This window comes from Hydrogenophaga sp., assembly GCF_022844385.1.
Classification (GTDB): domain Bacteria; phylum Pseudomonadota; class Gammaproteobacteria; order Burkholderiales; family Burkholderiaceae_C; genus Hydrogenophaga.
On the sequence record NZ_JALHLX010000009.1, the window covers coordinates 1 to 16,596 of the forward strand.

Consider the following 16,596-nt stretch of genomic DNA (forward strand, 5'->3'; position numbering starts at 1 on the left):
CTTTGCATGCCAAGGCGATGTGCAGAAGCCCGGAAACGACGAAGCCCTTGCAGATCAAGGGCTTGGACGTTGTTGGTGCGGCTGGCGGGGATCGAACCCACGACCCTTGGCTTCGGAGGGCACTCCGATCGGTAGCGTTGCAAGGGTTTGGTGGATTTAGCACCCCAGCAGAAGTTGCTAATAGTCGTTGAATTTAATAGAAATTCAGCCACTTCAAGGATGCACCAGTTTGGTCAAGTGATTCATTTAACGACGATCACCTGACCAATGCTATGGATCTCAAGCGGGAGTTTGGGGGATGGCGAACAATCCGTCAAACGATGCCGTCCTGACCATCGGCCCGCTTTCGCGGAACAGATCGCAATGGGCAGCCTCCCTTGCATCACCCGATTGATCTTGGCCCCACGATCGGTGGCCCGGCTCGCTGTCGAAGATCAGTGACGCTGGTGAACGGGGTGCTTCACCAGCCGAAGGGCATTACCGGATATACCGCTGTTTGACATTTAGCCTTTATGCCGCTAAGCTACATTTACTGGAAAAAGCGGTAACCAATGACCCATCGAACACAACCTCTGGTCATGGCCTCCCAGTTGGGAGTCGTACTACAAGGCGCGCGCAAAAGCCTCAAGCTCACGCAGGCCCAGTTAGGCGAGCGACTCGGGCTGAGCCAGCGGCGCGTGTCTGAGCTCGAACGCGCTCCGGGGACGTTGAGCGTTGACCAGCTCATGGCCCTGTGTGCCCTGTTGGGCCTGCAGTTGACCGTGCAGCCTCGCGAGCGTGCTCCACAGACGCCTGACGCCAAGCCAGGCGAGTGGTAAGCCGTGGCCCGTCGCTCAAGTTCCCAGCCGCTGGCAGTCTGGACCAATGGGGAGTTGGTGGGTCACTGGACACCAACCACTCGACGCCCGATGGAACTGCGCTACGAGGACAGTTGGCTGACCTCGCGCTCCGCTCGACCGCTGTCCTTGTCCCTGCCGCATCCTCTAATAGGTAACGAGCCCCTGAAGGGTGACCGCGTCGAACACTTCTTTGAAAATTTGCTCCCTGACAGCGGGGTTATTCGTAAGCGCCTCGCGCAGCGCTATTCCTCAGGCTCAGAAGATACGTTTGACTTGTTGGCTGCCATCGGGCGCGATTGCGTGGGGGCTGTGCAGCTACTCACCGTGGATGAGCCGCCGACCGGCTTCGACCGCATTGAAGGAGAGGTCCTGAACGATGAGGCCGTGGCAGCCCTGCTGCGTTCCACCGTTTCGAATGGCCAATTCGCTCACCGTGAGAAGGACCAGGATTTCCGAATCTCAATTGCGGGCGCCCAGGAGAAGACTGCCTTGCTGCGCCATGGCGAAAAGTGGATGCGCCCGGTGGGCGCCACACCCACCACCCACATCATCAAGCTCCCCCTGGGCCTGGTAGGCAACATGCAGGCAGACATGCGAACGTCTGTCCACAACGAGTGGCTGTGCCTGAAGTTCATGGAAGCGCTGGGTTTCGACGTCGCAAAAGCCGACATCGTGACCTTTGCAGACCACACGCCGGTATTGGTGGTCGAACGCTTCGATCGCAAGATGCACTCCTCGGGCACATGGATTCTTCGCCTTCCCCAGGAAGACTTCTGTCAGGCGCTGGGCGTGGGTCCTGCTCAAAAATACGAAGCCGACGGTGGACCAGGCGTTGAACGTCTCGCCCAAGTTCTCAGTGGCTCCCAAAACGCACGTACCGACCTGCGCACGCTGCTGGCCAGCCAGGTGGCGTTCTGGCTGCTGGCTGCCACGGACGGCCATGCGAAGAACTTCAGTATTCGTTTGCAAGCGGGCGGCACCTACTCGCTGACCCCTTTGTACGATGTCCTTTCCGCTTGGCCCATCATCGGCAAGGGGAAGAACCAGCTTGCATGGCGAAACGCAAAACTCGCCATGGCGGTCAGCAGCAAGAATCGGCACTATGCGCTGGCCACCATCATGCGGCGCCATTTCAACGCCACTGCCATGAAGTGCGGCTGGGGCGAGAACGCCGAAGACATCATCAGCGAACTACTCAACAGGGTGGAGCTGGCCATCGCCGTCGTCACGCGGCAGATTCCCGTTGATTTCCCTATGGACGTTGCCGAGTCCATCTTCGAAGGTGTTCGCAGGCAAGCCCAACGGCTCAAGGCCCAGCCCATCACCTAGCCGGGCTCGGTTTAGTGGCCTCTTCCCAGTTGAGCCCTGGAACTGGTCACCCGCAATACGGCAGTTTAAATGGGTGCCCACGCTTGAACCTGAGAACGTGGTCGGATCGGCATGGTGCTAGCTGGCTTTGATCCTTGACGTTCCTTTTCCGGCGATATCGAGGTGAAGACCCATCGTTAGGACACCCTCGTGTGGGCAAAACGAGGTCGATGATCGTTCACATGACTTCGACGCCTACCAAGCCTACACCAGCCACCCCAGGACCGTCAGGCGCAACCTACGTTCCAGACGACGACCGCATCGCAGAGATTGCTCGGGAATGGTTGCTGCAAGCATGCGGCTGTCCACCGAAGTGTGGCGGGTCACTTCTCTACTTGAAAGCCGTCGAATCGATGCTCGCAACCAATGACGAGCCCTGGCTGGAGAGTCGAGAAAAGTGGCAAGACCTGACGAAACAGACGGCTTCGAATCTACGCACAGCAGGGATCGTGAATGGGGACATCGCGACCGATGAGGACCGCAAGCATGTCCTCTGGGCTGAACTGCTGGATTGTATTCACCAGCGAGCAAAACCAGGGTGGGACGCTGCTGCTCGCAAAGTGGTGGACGCCACCTTTTTGCGGTGCTTGTTGACCTGCGTGATGGAGAAGCGCTTGATCAACCCTGAGTTGCTCAGCGGTTTTCGCCAACTCTACAAAGTCAAAACTTACACAAAGACGAAGGCTCAATACTGGCATCCCCTGCTGGAGGGGATGTCGAAGAACGTCGACCTGCGCGAATGGTTGGAAGAGAAGCCACGAACTCCTGTGGTCGAGAACTTCTGCCGCAAGCTCATCCCACTTTCCACGCATCACATTGCACCGCCCCAGGATCGCGCAAACGCCTGCGCCTCGCAAGAGCAACGCGCTGATGTCAAAGATACAACTGTGGATGCAACGCATCCCGGCGCGAAATCAACGGATGAATCGCGCAATGGGACGTCGCAGGACAGTTTTCGCCTTGACGAGACCTCCGAAAAACAGGAGCGAAGCCCATTCAGGCAAGGGGACGCCATCCTCCCGAAACTGGCTCAACTGAGCTGGTTCGACGGCAAGGAATCGCGAAGAGCTCAAGAGAATTGGGACTGCGTAACCACCCAGCAAGCCACGCAGCTTGCAGCCTCTCTGGCCACAAGCCTGAGAGAGGCAGGTTCTGAAGACGAAATGGGTCCAATACTTCTGGCAATGACGCTGTTCAGCACCTCAATGCCGCTTAACGTGCTGCTCAACGTCCCGACTACGCGCTCCCGTGACCTCTACTTCGATCCACGGGGAGGCTACGTTGCCTTCTCGCGAGAATACTATCTGGCTATTCTCAGCCCGAGCACCTTCGCCGATGAATTCCGAGCCAGAGAGTGGCTCGAAACCGATACCGAAATCCGAATCCCGCTCAGCATCTGCGTTCACCAAGGCTGGTCCCGCCTCGCCAACTCAAGGCCAGATGCGAAGTACGTGATCGACCTGCTGTGCCCACCCGCACAGACGGGTGACGCAAAGGTGCTTCATCGAAGGGTCGGAGAACTGCTCAAGCAACTTAGTGTGGATGAGCTTGTCATTTTTCCTGGCAAGCTGGCTCGATCGATGGGGCCACTCGCCACGGAGATTCTTGGCGACACACAGTTCGTATCACTGATCACACGAAATCCAGGGCTGACCAGCACGGGTGCGCAGCACTACGTCCATTTTCCAGACCGCTTCGTACACAAGCTCTGTGATCGCCTGTACGCCAAGATCGGTTGGGGCGGCGCACAGCCGTTGCCCCTTCGACTTGCCGATGCCTTCGACCAGCTACCGTCAGTTGATCAAGTGAGGTACGGACTTCAAGCAATTGAGAACAAAGCCCATCAATGCGCGGTCGTCATCAAAAGCAGCACGGTGGAAGATGAGTTGATCGCTGCCTTCAACCAACTGTGTGAGCTGAGCGCTTTTCTGGTGAATTTTTGTTTGGCTGGTCGCGGATCAAAGATCGAAAGGTTGCGCAACGGTGATGTGATGGTCAGCGGGGAATATGTCCATCTCGCCGACAAGCATGTTGACGGCGGAGGCGGTTCGCGTCTGATCGGAAAAATTCCGTTCTTGGTGCACGTGATCATGCGACACCTGGGCGCGCAGCTGCTGGTCTGCAAGAAGCTCGCAGGACTTTTCACGAAAAACTCCGGTGACTCTTTTAAAGAACTCGCAAAGGGTGAGCTCCGATTCGACGCGACATTTTTTCAGAAGATTCAAAAACGTCAGTCTTCGCTTGAACGTACATACCTGTATGCGGACGCAATCGAGCGCGTTTCGCAAGCATTCTTGGGTGCCTCAAAGAACATCGGCCGTCATCTTGTCGTCACCCATTGGTCGCTACAAGGGCATGACGACCTGGTCCTGCGTGCGATCACGGGACACGGAAGCATCGGAAACGAAATCCCTGCCCGCTGCGGCATGTATTCCCCACTCACTCTCCTTCAAAAAACGGGCGAGAACCTTCGAAACCTGCATGCCCAGTGGCTACCGAAAGAGATCCCATGCCCATTCCCCACCGTTCAGTTCCAGCTGCAGCGGCTCCCCTTGGGATTGATCGCGAAAAACTACAGGGGCCACAGGACTTGGATTGAACGTCCGACGGTAGCGCCCGCCTTCAATCAATTGCATCTCGCCAGCAAGCTTGCAATAGAGGAAGTTCGGCAAAGGCTCCTAAACGGGATCGTGCCTTCCAACTCTGCAAGCGGGCTACTGCTGCATCTGATGGTTTTCGACGGATTTCATGAGCCAAACGACCACGCTCACATATTTCAAGTTGGCCCTGAAGGTGCCGGTCTTGAAAAAAACAACACGGCACTGGCATTCAAGCGTGCTGGGTCCATTCACCGAATCCGGGTCGCGTTGACCACCGTCACCGCCAGCTATCTCAAACGCTTCAGGTTCGAAGCAATACCTGCACTTGAGGACATCACCAAATTGCAGATGGACATCGCAGTTTGGCTGAACGCAGAAGTCGCGTGTTTTGCAGCTCAACCAAAGCGAGCTCAAAGTTCCACCGCACAAGAATATCTACAGCTGACTGCATGCGCATCGCTCACCTTTGATTTGGAGGTCCCGAGTGCACTTCAAATTGCGTATGAGCCACTGAATCAAACTGCAACTCTTGATGACTTCTCAAGCGGGTGTTTGTACGGAGTTGAAGGTCAGCCCTATGGTGAACCCTACAAGGCCTTCTTCCGCAGTGGATCAGGTCGCGAGGATCTGCGAATCATCTGCGCAGCCGTCAATCACTGCGCGGACTCATCAAAAAAACTGGGGGAAGAGAAGGCTCGCGCCAGCCTGCTTCGCCTCATGCTGAAAGAAAGCGGTTTTCAGGGATCCGACACAGTCGCAGGCATGTTGATTGATGCCATTCTGAAGAACCTCGAGCACATCCATGATGGTCGTTCCTCGAAGATCCAGATCAGCTCCACGGCAACGTATCTAAGTGCACTGCTGCCCACGCTGGAAGCTTGGTCTGACTTCCACCCACACTCGAGCTCGAATGAGGAGTGGACCGAGTTTTTAAAGGAGCTGGTAAGCGGCGTCCATGCAGAAGCTCGTGCTCAGTCTGACGTTCTGGTGTCAATGAGAGCCGAAAGGTACCGCAGTGCTGGCCTCTGGCTAACGTCCAGGCTGAAAGAGTGCGGGTATGAAGTACCGCTAAATCGACTGGCGGGGTGGCTTGGTGAGACCCAAAACTTCAAGTCCACAACTTGCATTGCATTGATCGAAAGCCATCAGCTTGAGAATGCTCGCGTGCAAGTGGTGAACAGTCACCCCATGGATCGCTTGCGCCAGAAGCAGGCAAATGCCATGTTTCATGTGCTCGAAGACGGCCCGTTTCGATGGATGGAGGCTGCAGCAGTAGGAGGTTCCGATCTGCTTTTAGAAGACTCCAAGATTGTCATCAGGACTCATGGCTTTAGCCATCTGAAGTCGGATGCATCTTTTCGCTTGGTCCCAATGACGAAGCAGACACTCGAAGCTTTGCAAGACCTTTTGGCTACCAATCGGGAGCTACACCTCCAGGCAGAAGTCGGTGATCTTCTCTTCGCATCCAAAAAGGACGGTGTGGTGTCCCTGGCAGGCATTGACTGGCTGCACGACGAGATCACCCGGGCGATGTTTCGCGTGACAGGAAACCCAAGGACTCGGATCCATTCAGCACGCGCCATGGCCGCCTGTGAGCTTGCATTCCAAGATTGGATCGAGAGCATCCGCCAAATAGCAAGCGGTTCAATGGATGCTGCTGACCTCCGTGAGCGGTTCGCATACGACCACAGCACCGCTTGGCAGTTGCATCGGGCTGCGACGATCTGCGGTCATTCCGCACCAGAGGTAACGATCGATCACTACTTTGGCTCAGCCCTGCAGGTGAGGAGCATGTACTTAGAAAGTCAAGTTACACAGCAAAAAGTACCAAACTGGGCATTTAAATCGATCAACCGGACGCGATGGGCATGGAGATCGCAAACACGCAGGGACTCCACCTTGCCAAGAACGCCGTGGCCGTTCATCAGGAGGGAGCTTTGTGCACTGCACCTTGGGTCATTGGGAAAGCGAACTGCACCAACCACAGCGACTTCCGTCGTCACGGGTCCACCGCCCCTAGCAGGGAAGGACGAGCGTCTATATCCGGAGCCTACTCCCACAGTTCTAACGAAACTTAATGGGCTGACGTCGAGTATTCCAGTCAGTCAGGCAGTTCGCTATGTCGCGTTGCGGCTTATGGAAGAGGAGCTTCCTACTTGTATGGCCTACACAGGACTGCCACACGCTGCTTGCCTACAGCTCGAGGAGCTTTTAGGAGGCGAGAAGACCACCCCTTTAAAGTGTTCGGATGTTGCATTCTTCCCTTTAACTTCGCTGACGGCGGTGACCCGCTCGCAGCTGCGGAAGAAATTGAAGATCGGCAGTTCGGATGAAATTGCTCATCTTATTTGCAAGCCGGATGGTCTTGCGCTGTGCAGAGATTTGCTAGACCTGCTTGAACGCAGGCAAGTTGGGTCCGACTGGGAGGCAAAGCTGTTCGCATCTGGACGCGCTCTCGTCGCCGCCGGTCTGGGCCTTCGTGTCGTACGGGATGGCCGAGAGCAAGACGCCTTTATGAATATGCGTCTGCATGGCAAACCAGGCGTTTTCAACGGGAATTACGCAGACGACGTTGGTCCCATTCCTCGGTTCTTTGTGGTTATGCAAAGTCAGCCCGAGAACAAACGGTCGATGGGTGTCCTTTCCCCTCTGACAAGTCTTCTTTGTTTAGCCAGAGTGTGGCTATCCACCAAAGGGGTTGGCTTGTCCCTCGACCTCGATCCAGGTGTTTTAAGCAGCTAAACCGAACAAAGCACAGTCACAACTATGAATGAAGATCCACTCAAATCAAACCCGCCGCAAGACATCAACGTCTTTCGTGTTTTGAACAACAAGGCTGCAGTGAATCCTTTACTTCAAGAAGGCAAATACTGCAGCGCGACTGAAGTCCTTTCTGCTCTGCGTGATCTGATTAACACTGCAAGTCAAGCATCGAGCACAGGATGCGAGCCATTCTTTCCGAAAGAGGTTGTCGATCAGCTATCTGTCGTAATGGTACCAATCAAAAAACAAGGTACCTATTCAAGTCAACCTTCTTTGATCGATCCAGACGATGAGGAAGGGGACGAGGATCCCTTAGAGAAGCTCGTGAATAAGCACAGCGTAGTCTCGTCCGTCGTGAACGCCTGGCAAGGCAAAAAGATCAAAACTATTCAAGATTTCTTCGAGCACCTGAAGGCAGCTAAAGCTCCACGACTCGCTGCATCTTGGGTAAAGCTCCTCGGGCCAAACAAAGTAGAGATCATCCGTGATGGCAAACCAACACTGGTCATACCTGCTTCCAGCGAGCTTCCGAAGTTCCTGCCTAGCGACAACATGCTGGGCATTGTTGCAAAGCCATCAGGAGGCTTCGATGACGAACGGCATCAGGGAACCATGATGGTCATTGGGGTTCCCTCAGGTCAGGAAGTCATCATTCCCCTCGGAACCCAGTTGTTGGTGAGCTGTACCGATGACAAATTCCGGCAGGAAATACTTCTTGCTCAGGCAACTCATTGCCACCTCAAGTTGGACTTGACGGTTCCCAAGGTGCCGCTGACGACAAAGCTTCGCTCGCTTGAATGTGGCTTGCTTGGTTTGAAACTGGTCAAGACGGAGCAGGCAGCTCGGTCTCTGCCGGATTTTCAACAGTTGACTCTAGATTTCGGGAAGCCGACAGACTTCACCTGATCAGTGTCAGATGGAAGACACCCTTCCGCGGTACCGTAGCGCTTCAACTGGGACCAAAGATCACCATGATGTGATTCGCACCCAAACTTCAACAGCGGCACGGCGTAACATATGCCATATGAGTACCTTTGCAGAATCCTTTAAACGCGAAATCGCCCGTGTCGCTCGAAAAGAGCTGCGCGAAGAGATCACCGCCCTTCGCAAGAGCGCTGCTGCTCAACGCACGGAAGTTTCCGCATTGAAGAAGCAGATCAGTGGCCTGCAGTCACAGGTCAAGAAGTTGTCGAAAGTACAGGGGGCGCAGCCCAAGAAGACACTGCCTCTGGAGGCTCTCGCAGTCAGGGCAGAACAAAAAGGAAAACCTGGGCGCAAGGCGGTCTTCACGGCCGAGCGCCTCAAAACCAACCGCGCTCGCCTGGGGTTCACTCAAGACCAAATGGCCAGATTGCTGGAGGTCTCTGCACTGTCGATCTGGAAGTGGGAATCCGGCGGTGCAGCGCCGCGGGCTTCACGGGTCCCTCAGATTCTCCAGCGGCTTGCCTTGGGCAAACGTGAAGCATTGACTCTCATCACCGAGGTCGAATGACGATGGGCTTTGTCTAACCCGAGATCTTTGAGTTTCATATGCAGTCAAGCTCAATGCCCTTGTGCCGCTGCAAGTTCAACGATGCGCTGTCGCGTCACGCCCTGCTCCAAGGCGATACGTGGTGCCAGTCCTCCTAGTGCCACGTGCGGGGTTTCCAGAAACGACAGCATCAGCCATCCGTCCGTAGTGGCCAAGGCCTCGGACACCGCCTGAAGCACTGGGAACACGTGTGGCTCAAACTGCCATTTCGGGATCTTGATGCTGCTGCGCAAATGCTTCACGCCAATGCAACGGCCGCTCTTGATCCAGGCATTGATCGTCACGCGGCTTATGCCGCTCAGCAGAACCGCTTCGCCGGTTGTGATCATGTCCGCGGCATTGATTCGGTGGAGCCTGTATTCGGAACCACGGCTCAACAGTGCACTGGTCTGCGCCTCACTGGCGTAGGGGTCTGCCTCGTTTGAGCGCCGTGGTTTGACAGAGTCAAAGGCGACAGGGAAACGGGAAGTCAAAGGGTTCATTGCGTTCAAGTGTTGAGCACCGGTTTACGCTTTCCAAAAGAAACCTAGTTGGCTGCCCAGCATCGACCGCAATACCCAGGCCGGCCGCTCAATGCCCACGCATGGAGTGTCCGACATGCAGCTTCTGGTCAAACGAGTACACGTGCTCCCTCGGCGAATTGTCACAACGTCCGACGATGCGGTCTTTGAACTCATCACCTCCGTCGTGCAGCAACACCAGCCCAGCGCACAACGGACATGAGGCGGTGTAGCGGACGAAGGCGAACTCACCTTTCTTGTCGACTTGTTTTGGGCGCAATTCCAAGGTCACGTGATCTGCCTTGAACGGCACGAGGAACTCCGGGGCCATGACGATCCCCAGATCGGCCAGTTGGCCCAGAAACGTAAACAAGCGCACAACCGTCCAAGCCGAGAAGCACCAAAGCGCCAAGATTGAGATGTGCGCCGTGGTGAGTGCCGCGTTCCAACGCAGGCCCAAGACGAACATCCACCAACCGCTGATCACGATCAAGACCAGGACCAGAAAAACCGAAACGCCCGCTGAGATCACCAGTGGAAGTGTGTTGCGCATGACGCCGTCACGCAAACCGGCCTTGAGCAGTGACCCCGGAGCCGCCACTGCCGCGGGCGTGTAGCGAACCCCGCCTTCAGGCGTGGAAGTCTGATGGAGCTCGTTCTCCTGTGCCCCAATGGGTTCTGCAACCAACTGGTATTTGACGGGAGATCCCTGCAGTTTCCTGAGCCTTGGCATGAAGGCAAACCCACGCTGAATTGCTGTGGCCTTCAGGCCTGGCTCCCACTCGCTCTGCAGTTTCTCCAGTTGTTTCCACAGGGGGCTCATCCATGCACTGGCGCCTTTCGCCGACGTGGGAGCCACCAAATCCTTCAGCGGCCCAGTCTCGTATTCGATGTAGGGCAGACGATCCCCCTTCTCGACAGCGAGTTCGGCCATGAGATGAAAGATCTGAGCCGCCTGGTTTCTGGATGACTGGCCGGTCTGTTCCAGGAATGTAAGCGCCACCTTACCTGCCTGAACAAGGTCCGGCTCTGCCGATTCGGACGGTACGAGGATGTTTGCGGACTGCACATCGGGCTTCATGCCTGTCAGCTTACCCGCACCAACACCGATTCAAGGAGTGCGACATGGGCAAGCAGGAAAAGGGCCGTTTCAGATCCAAACGCAATGCGCGAAGGCGGCACAACGTGCGGCAAAGACCGAGTGCGCGCAAAACGATCGGCATTCACCGCAGGGCGATCGGCCTGATTCAGCAGGAGCTCTTGACGGGGAAAGCGACCATCGGGCGATTCCACGGCGGGGTGGAATGGCGAGCGCTGCAGCCATTGTTTGCCGAAGGGCTGTCGGTCACTGTTCGGGCCGAGGAGCCCTTGAAGATGGCTGGGCGCCGGTATATCCCCGATTTGGTGGTGCGTTGCCGAACCACGGGTAGGCTCGTTTTGGCCGTTGAAGTCTGGCACACGCATGCGGTCTCTACCTCCAAGCGGCAGGCCTACCAGATTGCCTGCATCCCCTGGATTGAGGTGCGCGCCTGGAATGTCATTTGCCGGCGCCTTGGGCAGGCTTTGCCGATTCTGGATTGGGGCGGAATTGTGGCAGTCGAGAGTCCATGCCAGCTCGGCCTTTTCGACTCGGTTCCGACCCCTCTCAAGGTCCCAGAGAGGCCAACTGCGGTTTTCAGTGTGCGCAGTAGGCATTGGCAACTTCCAACGCGAAGCAATCCAATACCCTCCCTGAGTTTCTTGGAAACAGACACGCGTTCAGGGCAAAGCTCACCAATTTTGGGGACAGAGCGCGGCTCAATGAAGGCGGGGCCAGCTCAGTAGGGGAAAAGAGATTCAGATCTGCCGCGACTCACGCCATGTATCCGGGTGGCAGATTCATTCATACGCTCAAAAGCATTCATACGCTGTACAGCGTATGAATGGTCGGCCACATGGGCTACAGCAGTTTCAAGTCAGACGAGGGGCTGCCCCCTCTTGCCTTCTTGTGCTTCAGGGACAAACTCACTTCATCACATCGCCGGTACCAACGCGACGTCAAAGATCACCGTCGGCCCAGTCCCCTGTCACCTGTCATTTCTCACCCGCTTCGACAGCAATTCGCCGCTTCTCCCCGACGGTCCGGACACACACGACCAGGCGCTCATCGCACACCACATGTCGCCCGTTGCTCAGTGCAATCAAGGTCAGTGGCGCACCCTTCTCCAACATCAGCGCCTTGTCCACCGGGTAAAGACCACGGTCCGTCTCCAGCAGCCACGGGAAACTCCAGTCGCTCGACGAGTGGGCCGACACCAGAACGCCGATCGCCTCCCGTTTGGTGATCTCTGCCGGAATGAAGATCTTGAATGCGTCGTAGGCAAGGAACAGGACCCCTGCGGTGATCACGAAGAACCCCAAGCCGAACCGTCTCGATTTGGGGCGAGGGGTTTCAGCGTGGTCTGGCGCCGCGTCTTCTTCCTCCTCTTCAAACTCGTCCTCCTCGGCGCATGCCATCGCCTGTTCCTCGGCCTTCCAGGCCAGCATCCAATCGTGAAAGGCTTTGATCAGATCAATCTTTCTAGTCGACTCACCTTGCGCCGAGCGCAGCAGGATGTGAGAACCATCAGGGCTCGTCAGCATAGGGGGAGTAGTCAAAGGGACTGTTTGCTCCCAATGCTGTGTTTGCCAGTTGGGGAACGCTTCCCAGATGACCTTCTCAGGACGGACGCCGGATTTCAAGGCCAGCATGGCCGGCGTGACGTGCTCCAGCTTGTGCCCAACAAAGATGTTCAAGTGCCCGGTCAGCTCGATGCAGATGTTTCCTCGCCACAGTTCGTGGACGATCGTCTTGCGCTGCTCCGTCGCGCCTTCCGGGTTGGGTGGTGTCGCTTCAGTCATGTGATTTCCTTGCGATTTTTTCGTGATGCAGTTTTGATGGACTCGTGATATGCGAGGTCGCATATCCAAAATCTCACGAAAGAGCTCTGTGTCAAGGGCGCGGCGTGAGGATTTTTTGAGGTTCTTCAGGCCGGGCCCGGCCCTGCACTTCAGGGGCGCAGGTACTTCACCGACAGCGCCCGCTCCTGAACGGTGACGGGCCACAGGTTGTGCAACGGGGTGACGGCCAGCGCCACGATGCCGGTCAGGCGCGCCACCTGCTCGGGGTCCACCTCAAAGGCGGCGCGGTCCAGGTTCAGCACGGCGCTGATGGTGTCGGCCATGCCGGTGCTGCGGCGGGCGAGCTGGCGCAGAGCGTCGTGCAGGAGGTCGGCACGCAGGGTGTTCGGATCCGTCGGCAGCGCCACGGGACGTCCGCCCTCCCCGCCTTCATCGGTGCCTTCATCAGCGCCTTGGTGAATCCCCTGGTCGATGGCATGTTTAGCGCCGCCCTGAGCGCCCTGCTTCCCACCGCCCGGCTCCGCGACGGGGAGCAACACGGTGAAGCGCGAGATGGGCGCCACGAACGCAGCGGTGAATGCCATGTCTGCCTCACTCGGAGACAGCATCGGCGAGAGGTAAGCACGAATGCCAGCGTCCAGGGCGCCCTTCCACGGCGTGAGCAACTCCAGTTGGCTCGCATGCAGACGGGGCTGGAGGTAGGCACGACGAACCGTTGCGTCGCTGAGCGCGGTCTTGATGAATTCGATGAGCATCGGCGGCATGTGCAGGGGCAACTGCGCGTGCACCGAAGCGCACAGATCGGCGTTGGCCCAATTCGGGTCGAACAGGCGGCCCAAGCTCAGGCGCTGCGAGGTCACCTCCCTGGGGGAATTCTTCATGAAGGCGGCGAACTCGGCCTGGTTGAAGGAGGTGGTGACGATGCGGTTGCGGGTGGGTTTGTTCATTTGAAATCCTGCGTTGTGTGGGACTGCGATTCGGATCGGGAGAAGACGGGAGTTGCAAAGAGGCCTTGGTGTGCGGACGCAGCCTGCAGCACCAAGCGCCAAGCTGCTCAGGTGGCCGAGGCAACGCACAAAGGCCTCACGGTCTGCCTGTGGGGTCCTGTGGTTTGCCCGCAGATGGTTTCTGTTCGGTGTGTGCGTCCTTGCGGTCGATCAGGACGGTCGAGCGCAAGGTCACGTTGAAGTGGTGGCCCTTGTGGTCCATGACCACCTGGATGCGCTCCTTGCTGAACCAGTCCACCAGGGCGGCACGCTCCGCAGGTTTGAGGTTTTGCGTGGCGGCCTCGGGGAGCGCGACAAAGGCGAAGGTCGACACGTGGTGGACGCGGCCGGGAATCAGGCGGCGGGTCTTGGATGTGGGGTGCTTCCGCCAGATCAAACGAGGCTTGCCATTGACACGGCTCAGCGGTGGCTTGCTTGAGAAAATGAGGGGGCGAATCCGCATGGTGTGGTCCTTGAGGTGAATGCCCGCAGGCATCGCGAATGAGGGTGAATACGTCGACTTCTGAAAAGGTCTGGGCAAAGCTCCGCCTTTCCTGCTGACCCGAGCGAACGTTCAGGCTGCGGCAGGTGGGGGATCTGCGTGGTTGGGCTTGCTAGTCCTGCGGAGAACGTTCGGCGGATGTGGCCGAACGCAAGGAGGACAGCGGGCTCAGTGATTGCGCCTTGGTTGCGTGCTTTCGGCGCGCAGCTGACCGGGGGAAAAGGACCTCAACGGGTGGCTTATTGCTGTGCGCCTCACCCTTTGCCGTGTCAGCTGCGTGCTGATGCGACGCAGTACTGGCGTACAGTGCACTTGCTTGGTCCCCCCCCGCAGGCGCGTCACTCTCGTTGGGTTGAACCCCTGGCGTACGTTCGTGCTCCACCAATTCCACGGTCTGAGCTTCTTCGAGCAAGCGGATGACGCTACCCTGCACCGGCGCCACCGAGATGTGCTGCTTGAGCAAGCGCTCCATGGCCGAGCCGTCGCGCCGCGTCAGGTTGGGCACGTAGCGGCTGTAAACACGGAACAGCATCTCGGTGCTGGTGTGGCCGAGCTGGCGCGCGATCCACTCCGGCGCTTCGCCCGAGGCCAGCCACAAGGTAGCCGCGGTGTGGCGCATCTGGTAGGCCCGGCGGTGCGGGATATCGAGATGACGCAAGAGCGGTGACCACACCCGGTTCAGAAAATTCTGGTTGTCGATGGGCGTGCCGTTGCGGTTGCAGAAGACGAACTCGGAGGTCTTGCCCGTCACCTTGAACTGAGCCTGCAGCGCGTCAAACACCAGGTCGTTCATCTGGATGTCGCGCACACTGCCGTCCGTCTTGAGCTCGTCCTCTTCCTTGAGCACGATGGCCTCACGCACCAGGATCAGACGGCGCTCGAAGTCGATGTACTTCCATTTCAGGCCGTGGGCTTCACCCGTCCTCATGCCTGTGAAGAAGCGCACGGTGAAGTACTGGCGATAGTCTGCCCGCACCGTAGTTAGGATCTGCTGCACCTCGTCCAGGGTGAACGGCATGACATCACTGCGCTTCATCTTCAGCGGCTTGATGTTGCGAAACGCGGAAGTAAACTCAAGGCGGTCGGCTGCTTCGTTGAGGATCTGGCGCAACGGCTTCATCACGGAGTTGATGCGACGGTTGGACAATGTGCTCTGGGATTTTCGGGTGGTTACTTTGGCGAGTGTTGCCCGAAATGCCAGTACGTCTGCCTTGGTGATCTGGCCGACCTCCTTCTCCCCGAAGTACGGGATGAGGTACTGGTCGATCGACCCACGCTGCGTCACCTTGTAGCTGCGGCGCCAGGAGACTTCTGACTCCGAGAACCACATGTCGGCAAACTCCTTGAAGGTGGGCGTGCCGGTGCGGGACATGGGGTTACGTTGCAGTTCAGGTGTGTCTTCCTCTGCTGCGGCATCGGACACTGGCTGACTGGACGGAAGCGGCTTGCCAAATGTCTTCTGGTAGTCGAAGGTGCCGAGTGCGATTTCCGCCTCTACACGATCAAGCGCCTTCTGCAAGCGCTTCCGGTTGGCCGCATTGTCTGCAAGCGATGTGTACTCGCGCAGTCGCTGCCCCGCATGGCGAAAGTCAATGAAGAGCGTGCCTTTGCTCTCATGTCGGCGAATGCTACCCATGAAGCACACCCCCATTGGCCAAAGGAATCGCCTCGGAGCCCATGGCCGAGTGGTGCGCCATATCCGTCTCGATGTGCTCCCAGATGTAGAGAGTTTTACGGCCGCCAAATGGACGGATGTAGTGACGGCCCTCAAGTAGTACGCTGTCCTTAAGTCGATCGCGGATGGTTCTGCTGTCGTACTTGATGCGGGACGACAACTCATCAGTTGTCAGGTAGGTGCATGTGGACACTTCTCACTCCTTCAGGTTAATGGGACAATCAGAACAACAAAAGAGCATCCAAACGTCTTTTTTGTCATCCTGGGTGGCATTATGAAGGAATAAATGCTATCGTCAAGTGTTTTTTATCATCTTGAATGATATTTTTCTTCGGAGCATGTCTTGATCAAGTGCCACCTGTCCCGCCTGATGGGAGAGCGAAAGCTCAAGATCAGCGACGTGGCGCGCGACACCGGCCTCCACCGCAACACCGTTACGCTGCTGTACCAAGAGACTGCAACGCGAGTTGATCTCGACGCGATCAACTCACTGTGCAAGTTCTTCGCTGTCGACGTGGGGCAACTGTTTGAATTCGTAGATGATTCAACCGAGTCGTAATCGTCAGAGTGCGACTCCGCGCCAACACCCGGATGTTGGCTCCATATGACCAAAGCGCTTCCCCATCCGACTGGTGCGGAATGCCCGAAGAAAGTTAAGGACTGGGTGATCGACGCGCCAAGCCGTCACTCAGCACCCATCAACGGAACCAGAGTTTTGCCAGCTATTCGGAGACGGCCATAAGTGGCGACCTGTCGTAACGCTGCCTAGCCACTGTGAGGCCGTTGTGCAGCGACTGCGGACTGTGGGGATGAAGTGATGAGCCCCCAGTCATGGCTACGTTGAGGTCATTCAAGTTCCGGCAATCACAGGGATTGAGAGTCGGCTCTTGGTGGTGCTGCAGACGTTGCGGGCCCATGTGTGGCGCGGACATGGCGCATTGATGTACCTGCC

14 protein-coding genes are annotated in these 16,596 nt (G+C 57.2%); 7 read left to right on the top strand and 7 right to left on the bottom strand.

All coding sequences use genetic code 11. From position 1 onward, the window contains the following. Positions 1–578 precede the first annotated feature (578 nt). From Q0C59_RS03325 to Q0C59_RS03345, 5 genes are all read left to right on the top strand, one after another. Positions 579–818 (top strand): helix-turn-helix domain-containing protein, encoded by a 240-nt coding sequence (locus tag Q0C59_RS03325; RefSeq protein ID WP_366518799.1) that lies wholly within the window; start codon positions 579–581, stop codon positions 816–818. A 3-nt stretch (positions 819–821) separates the two neighbouring features. Further along, complete coding sequence (locus Q0C59_RS03330) at positions 822–2,168, top strand: type II toxin-antitoxin system HipA family toxin (RefSeq protein WP_291211694.1); 1,347 nt, start codon at positions 822–824, stop codon at positions 2,166–2,168. Between the two features lie 221 nt (positions 2,169–2,389). After that, on the top strand, positions 2,390–7,549 hold the full coding sequence (locus tag Q0C59_RS03335) for a hypothetical protein (RefSeq protein ID WP_291211696.1): 5,160 nt from the start codon (positions 2,390–2,392) through the stop codon (positions 7,547–7,549). A gap of 24 nt (positions 7,550–7,573) precedes the next feature. Beyond that, a complete protein-coding gene (locus Q0C59_RS03340) occupies positions 7,574–8,476 on the top strand; it encodes a hypothetical protein (protein WP_291211699.1) in 903 nt (300 codons plus the stop codon). 118 nt (positions 8,477–8,594) lie between these two features. Further along, positions 8,595–9,062, top strand: a complete 468-nt coding sequence (locus tag Q0C59_RS03345) for a helix-turn-helix domain-containing protein (protein ID WP_291211701.1) — start codon at positions 8,595–8,597, stop codon at positions 9,060–9,062. 50 nt (positions 9,063–9,112) lie between these two features. Here the strand turns inward: Q0C59_RS03345 and Q0C59_RS03350 are convergent, their stop codons facing one another. Next, entirely contained in the window at positions 9,113–9,583 is a 471-nt protein-coding gene (locus tag Q0C59_RS03350; RefSeq protein ID WP_291211703.1) for a hypothetical protein, read from the bottom strand. Positions 9,584–9,671: 88 nt separating this feature from the next. Further along, on the bottom strand, positions 9,672–10,682 hold the full coding sequence (locus Q0C59_RS03355; RefSeq protein ID WP_291211706.1) for a hypothetical protein: 1,011 nt from the start codon (positions 10,680–10,682) through the stop codon (positions 9,672–9,674). Between the two features lie 44 nt (positions 10,683–10,726). Between Q0C59_RS03355 and Q0C59_RS03360 the strand changes: the two genes are divergently transcribed. Continuing rightward, positions 10,727–11,425, top strand: a complete 699-nt coding sequence (locus Q0C59_RS03360; RefSeq protein WP_291211709.1) for a hypothetical protein — start codon at positions 10,727–10,729, stop codon at positions 11,423–11,425. A 249-nt stretch (positions 11,426–11,674) separates the two neighbouring features. Here the strand turns inward: Q0C59_RS03360 and Q0C59_RS03365 are convergent, their stop codons facing one another. From Q0C59_RS03365 to Q0C59_RS03385, 5 genes are all read right to left on the bottom strand, one after another. After that, the gene (locus Q0C59_RS03365) at positions 11,675–12,481 is read right to left on the bottom strand and encodes a hypothetical protein (protein WP_291211712.1); all 807 of its coding nucleotides are present in this window, start codon (positions 12,479–12,481) and stop codon (positions 11,675–11,677) included. Positions 12,482–12,630: 149 nt separating this feature from the next. Beyond that, a complete protein-coding gene (locus Q0C59_RS03370; protein WP_291211715.1) occupies positions 12,631–13,428 on the bottom strand; it encodes a hypothetical protein in 798 nt (265 codons plus the stop codon). Between the two features lie 136 nt (positions 13,429–13,564). Continuing rightward, a complete protein-coding gene (locus Q0C59_RS03375; protein ID WP_291211717.1) occupies positions 13,565–13,930 on the bottom strand; it encodes a hypothetical protein in 366 nt (121 codons plus the stop codon). A 151-nt stretch (positions 13,931–14,081) separates the two neighbouring features. Continuing rightward, positions 14,082–15,605, bottom strand: a complete 1,524-nt coding sequence (locus Q0C59_RS03380) for an Arm DNA-binding domain-containing protein (RefSeq protein ID WP_291211721.1) — start codon at positions 15,603–15,605, stop codon at positions 14,082–14,084. After that, positions 15,598–15,837, bottom strand: a complete 240-nt coding sequence (locus tag Q0C59_RS03385; protein WP_086125029.1) for a hypothetical protein — start codon at positions 15,835–15,837, stop codon at positions 15,598–15,600. Before Q0C59_RS03385 ends, Q0C59_RS03380 begins: the two co-directional genes overlap by 8 nt. Positions 15,838–15,987: 150 nt before the next feature. Here Q0C59_RS03385 and Q0C59_RS03390 point away from each other — a divergent pair, with 150 nt between their 5' ends. Then, positions 15,988–16,203: a helix-turn-helix transcriptional regulator gene (locus Q0C59_RS03390; RefSeq protein ID WP_291211727.1), complete on the top strand. Its 216-nt coding sequence runs from the start codon at positions 15,988–15,990 to the stop codon at positions 16,201–16,203. Positions 16,204–16,596 lie beyond the last annotated feature (393 nt).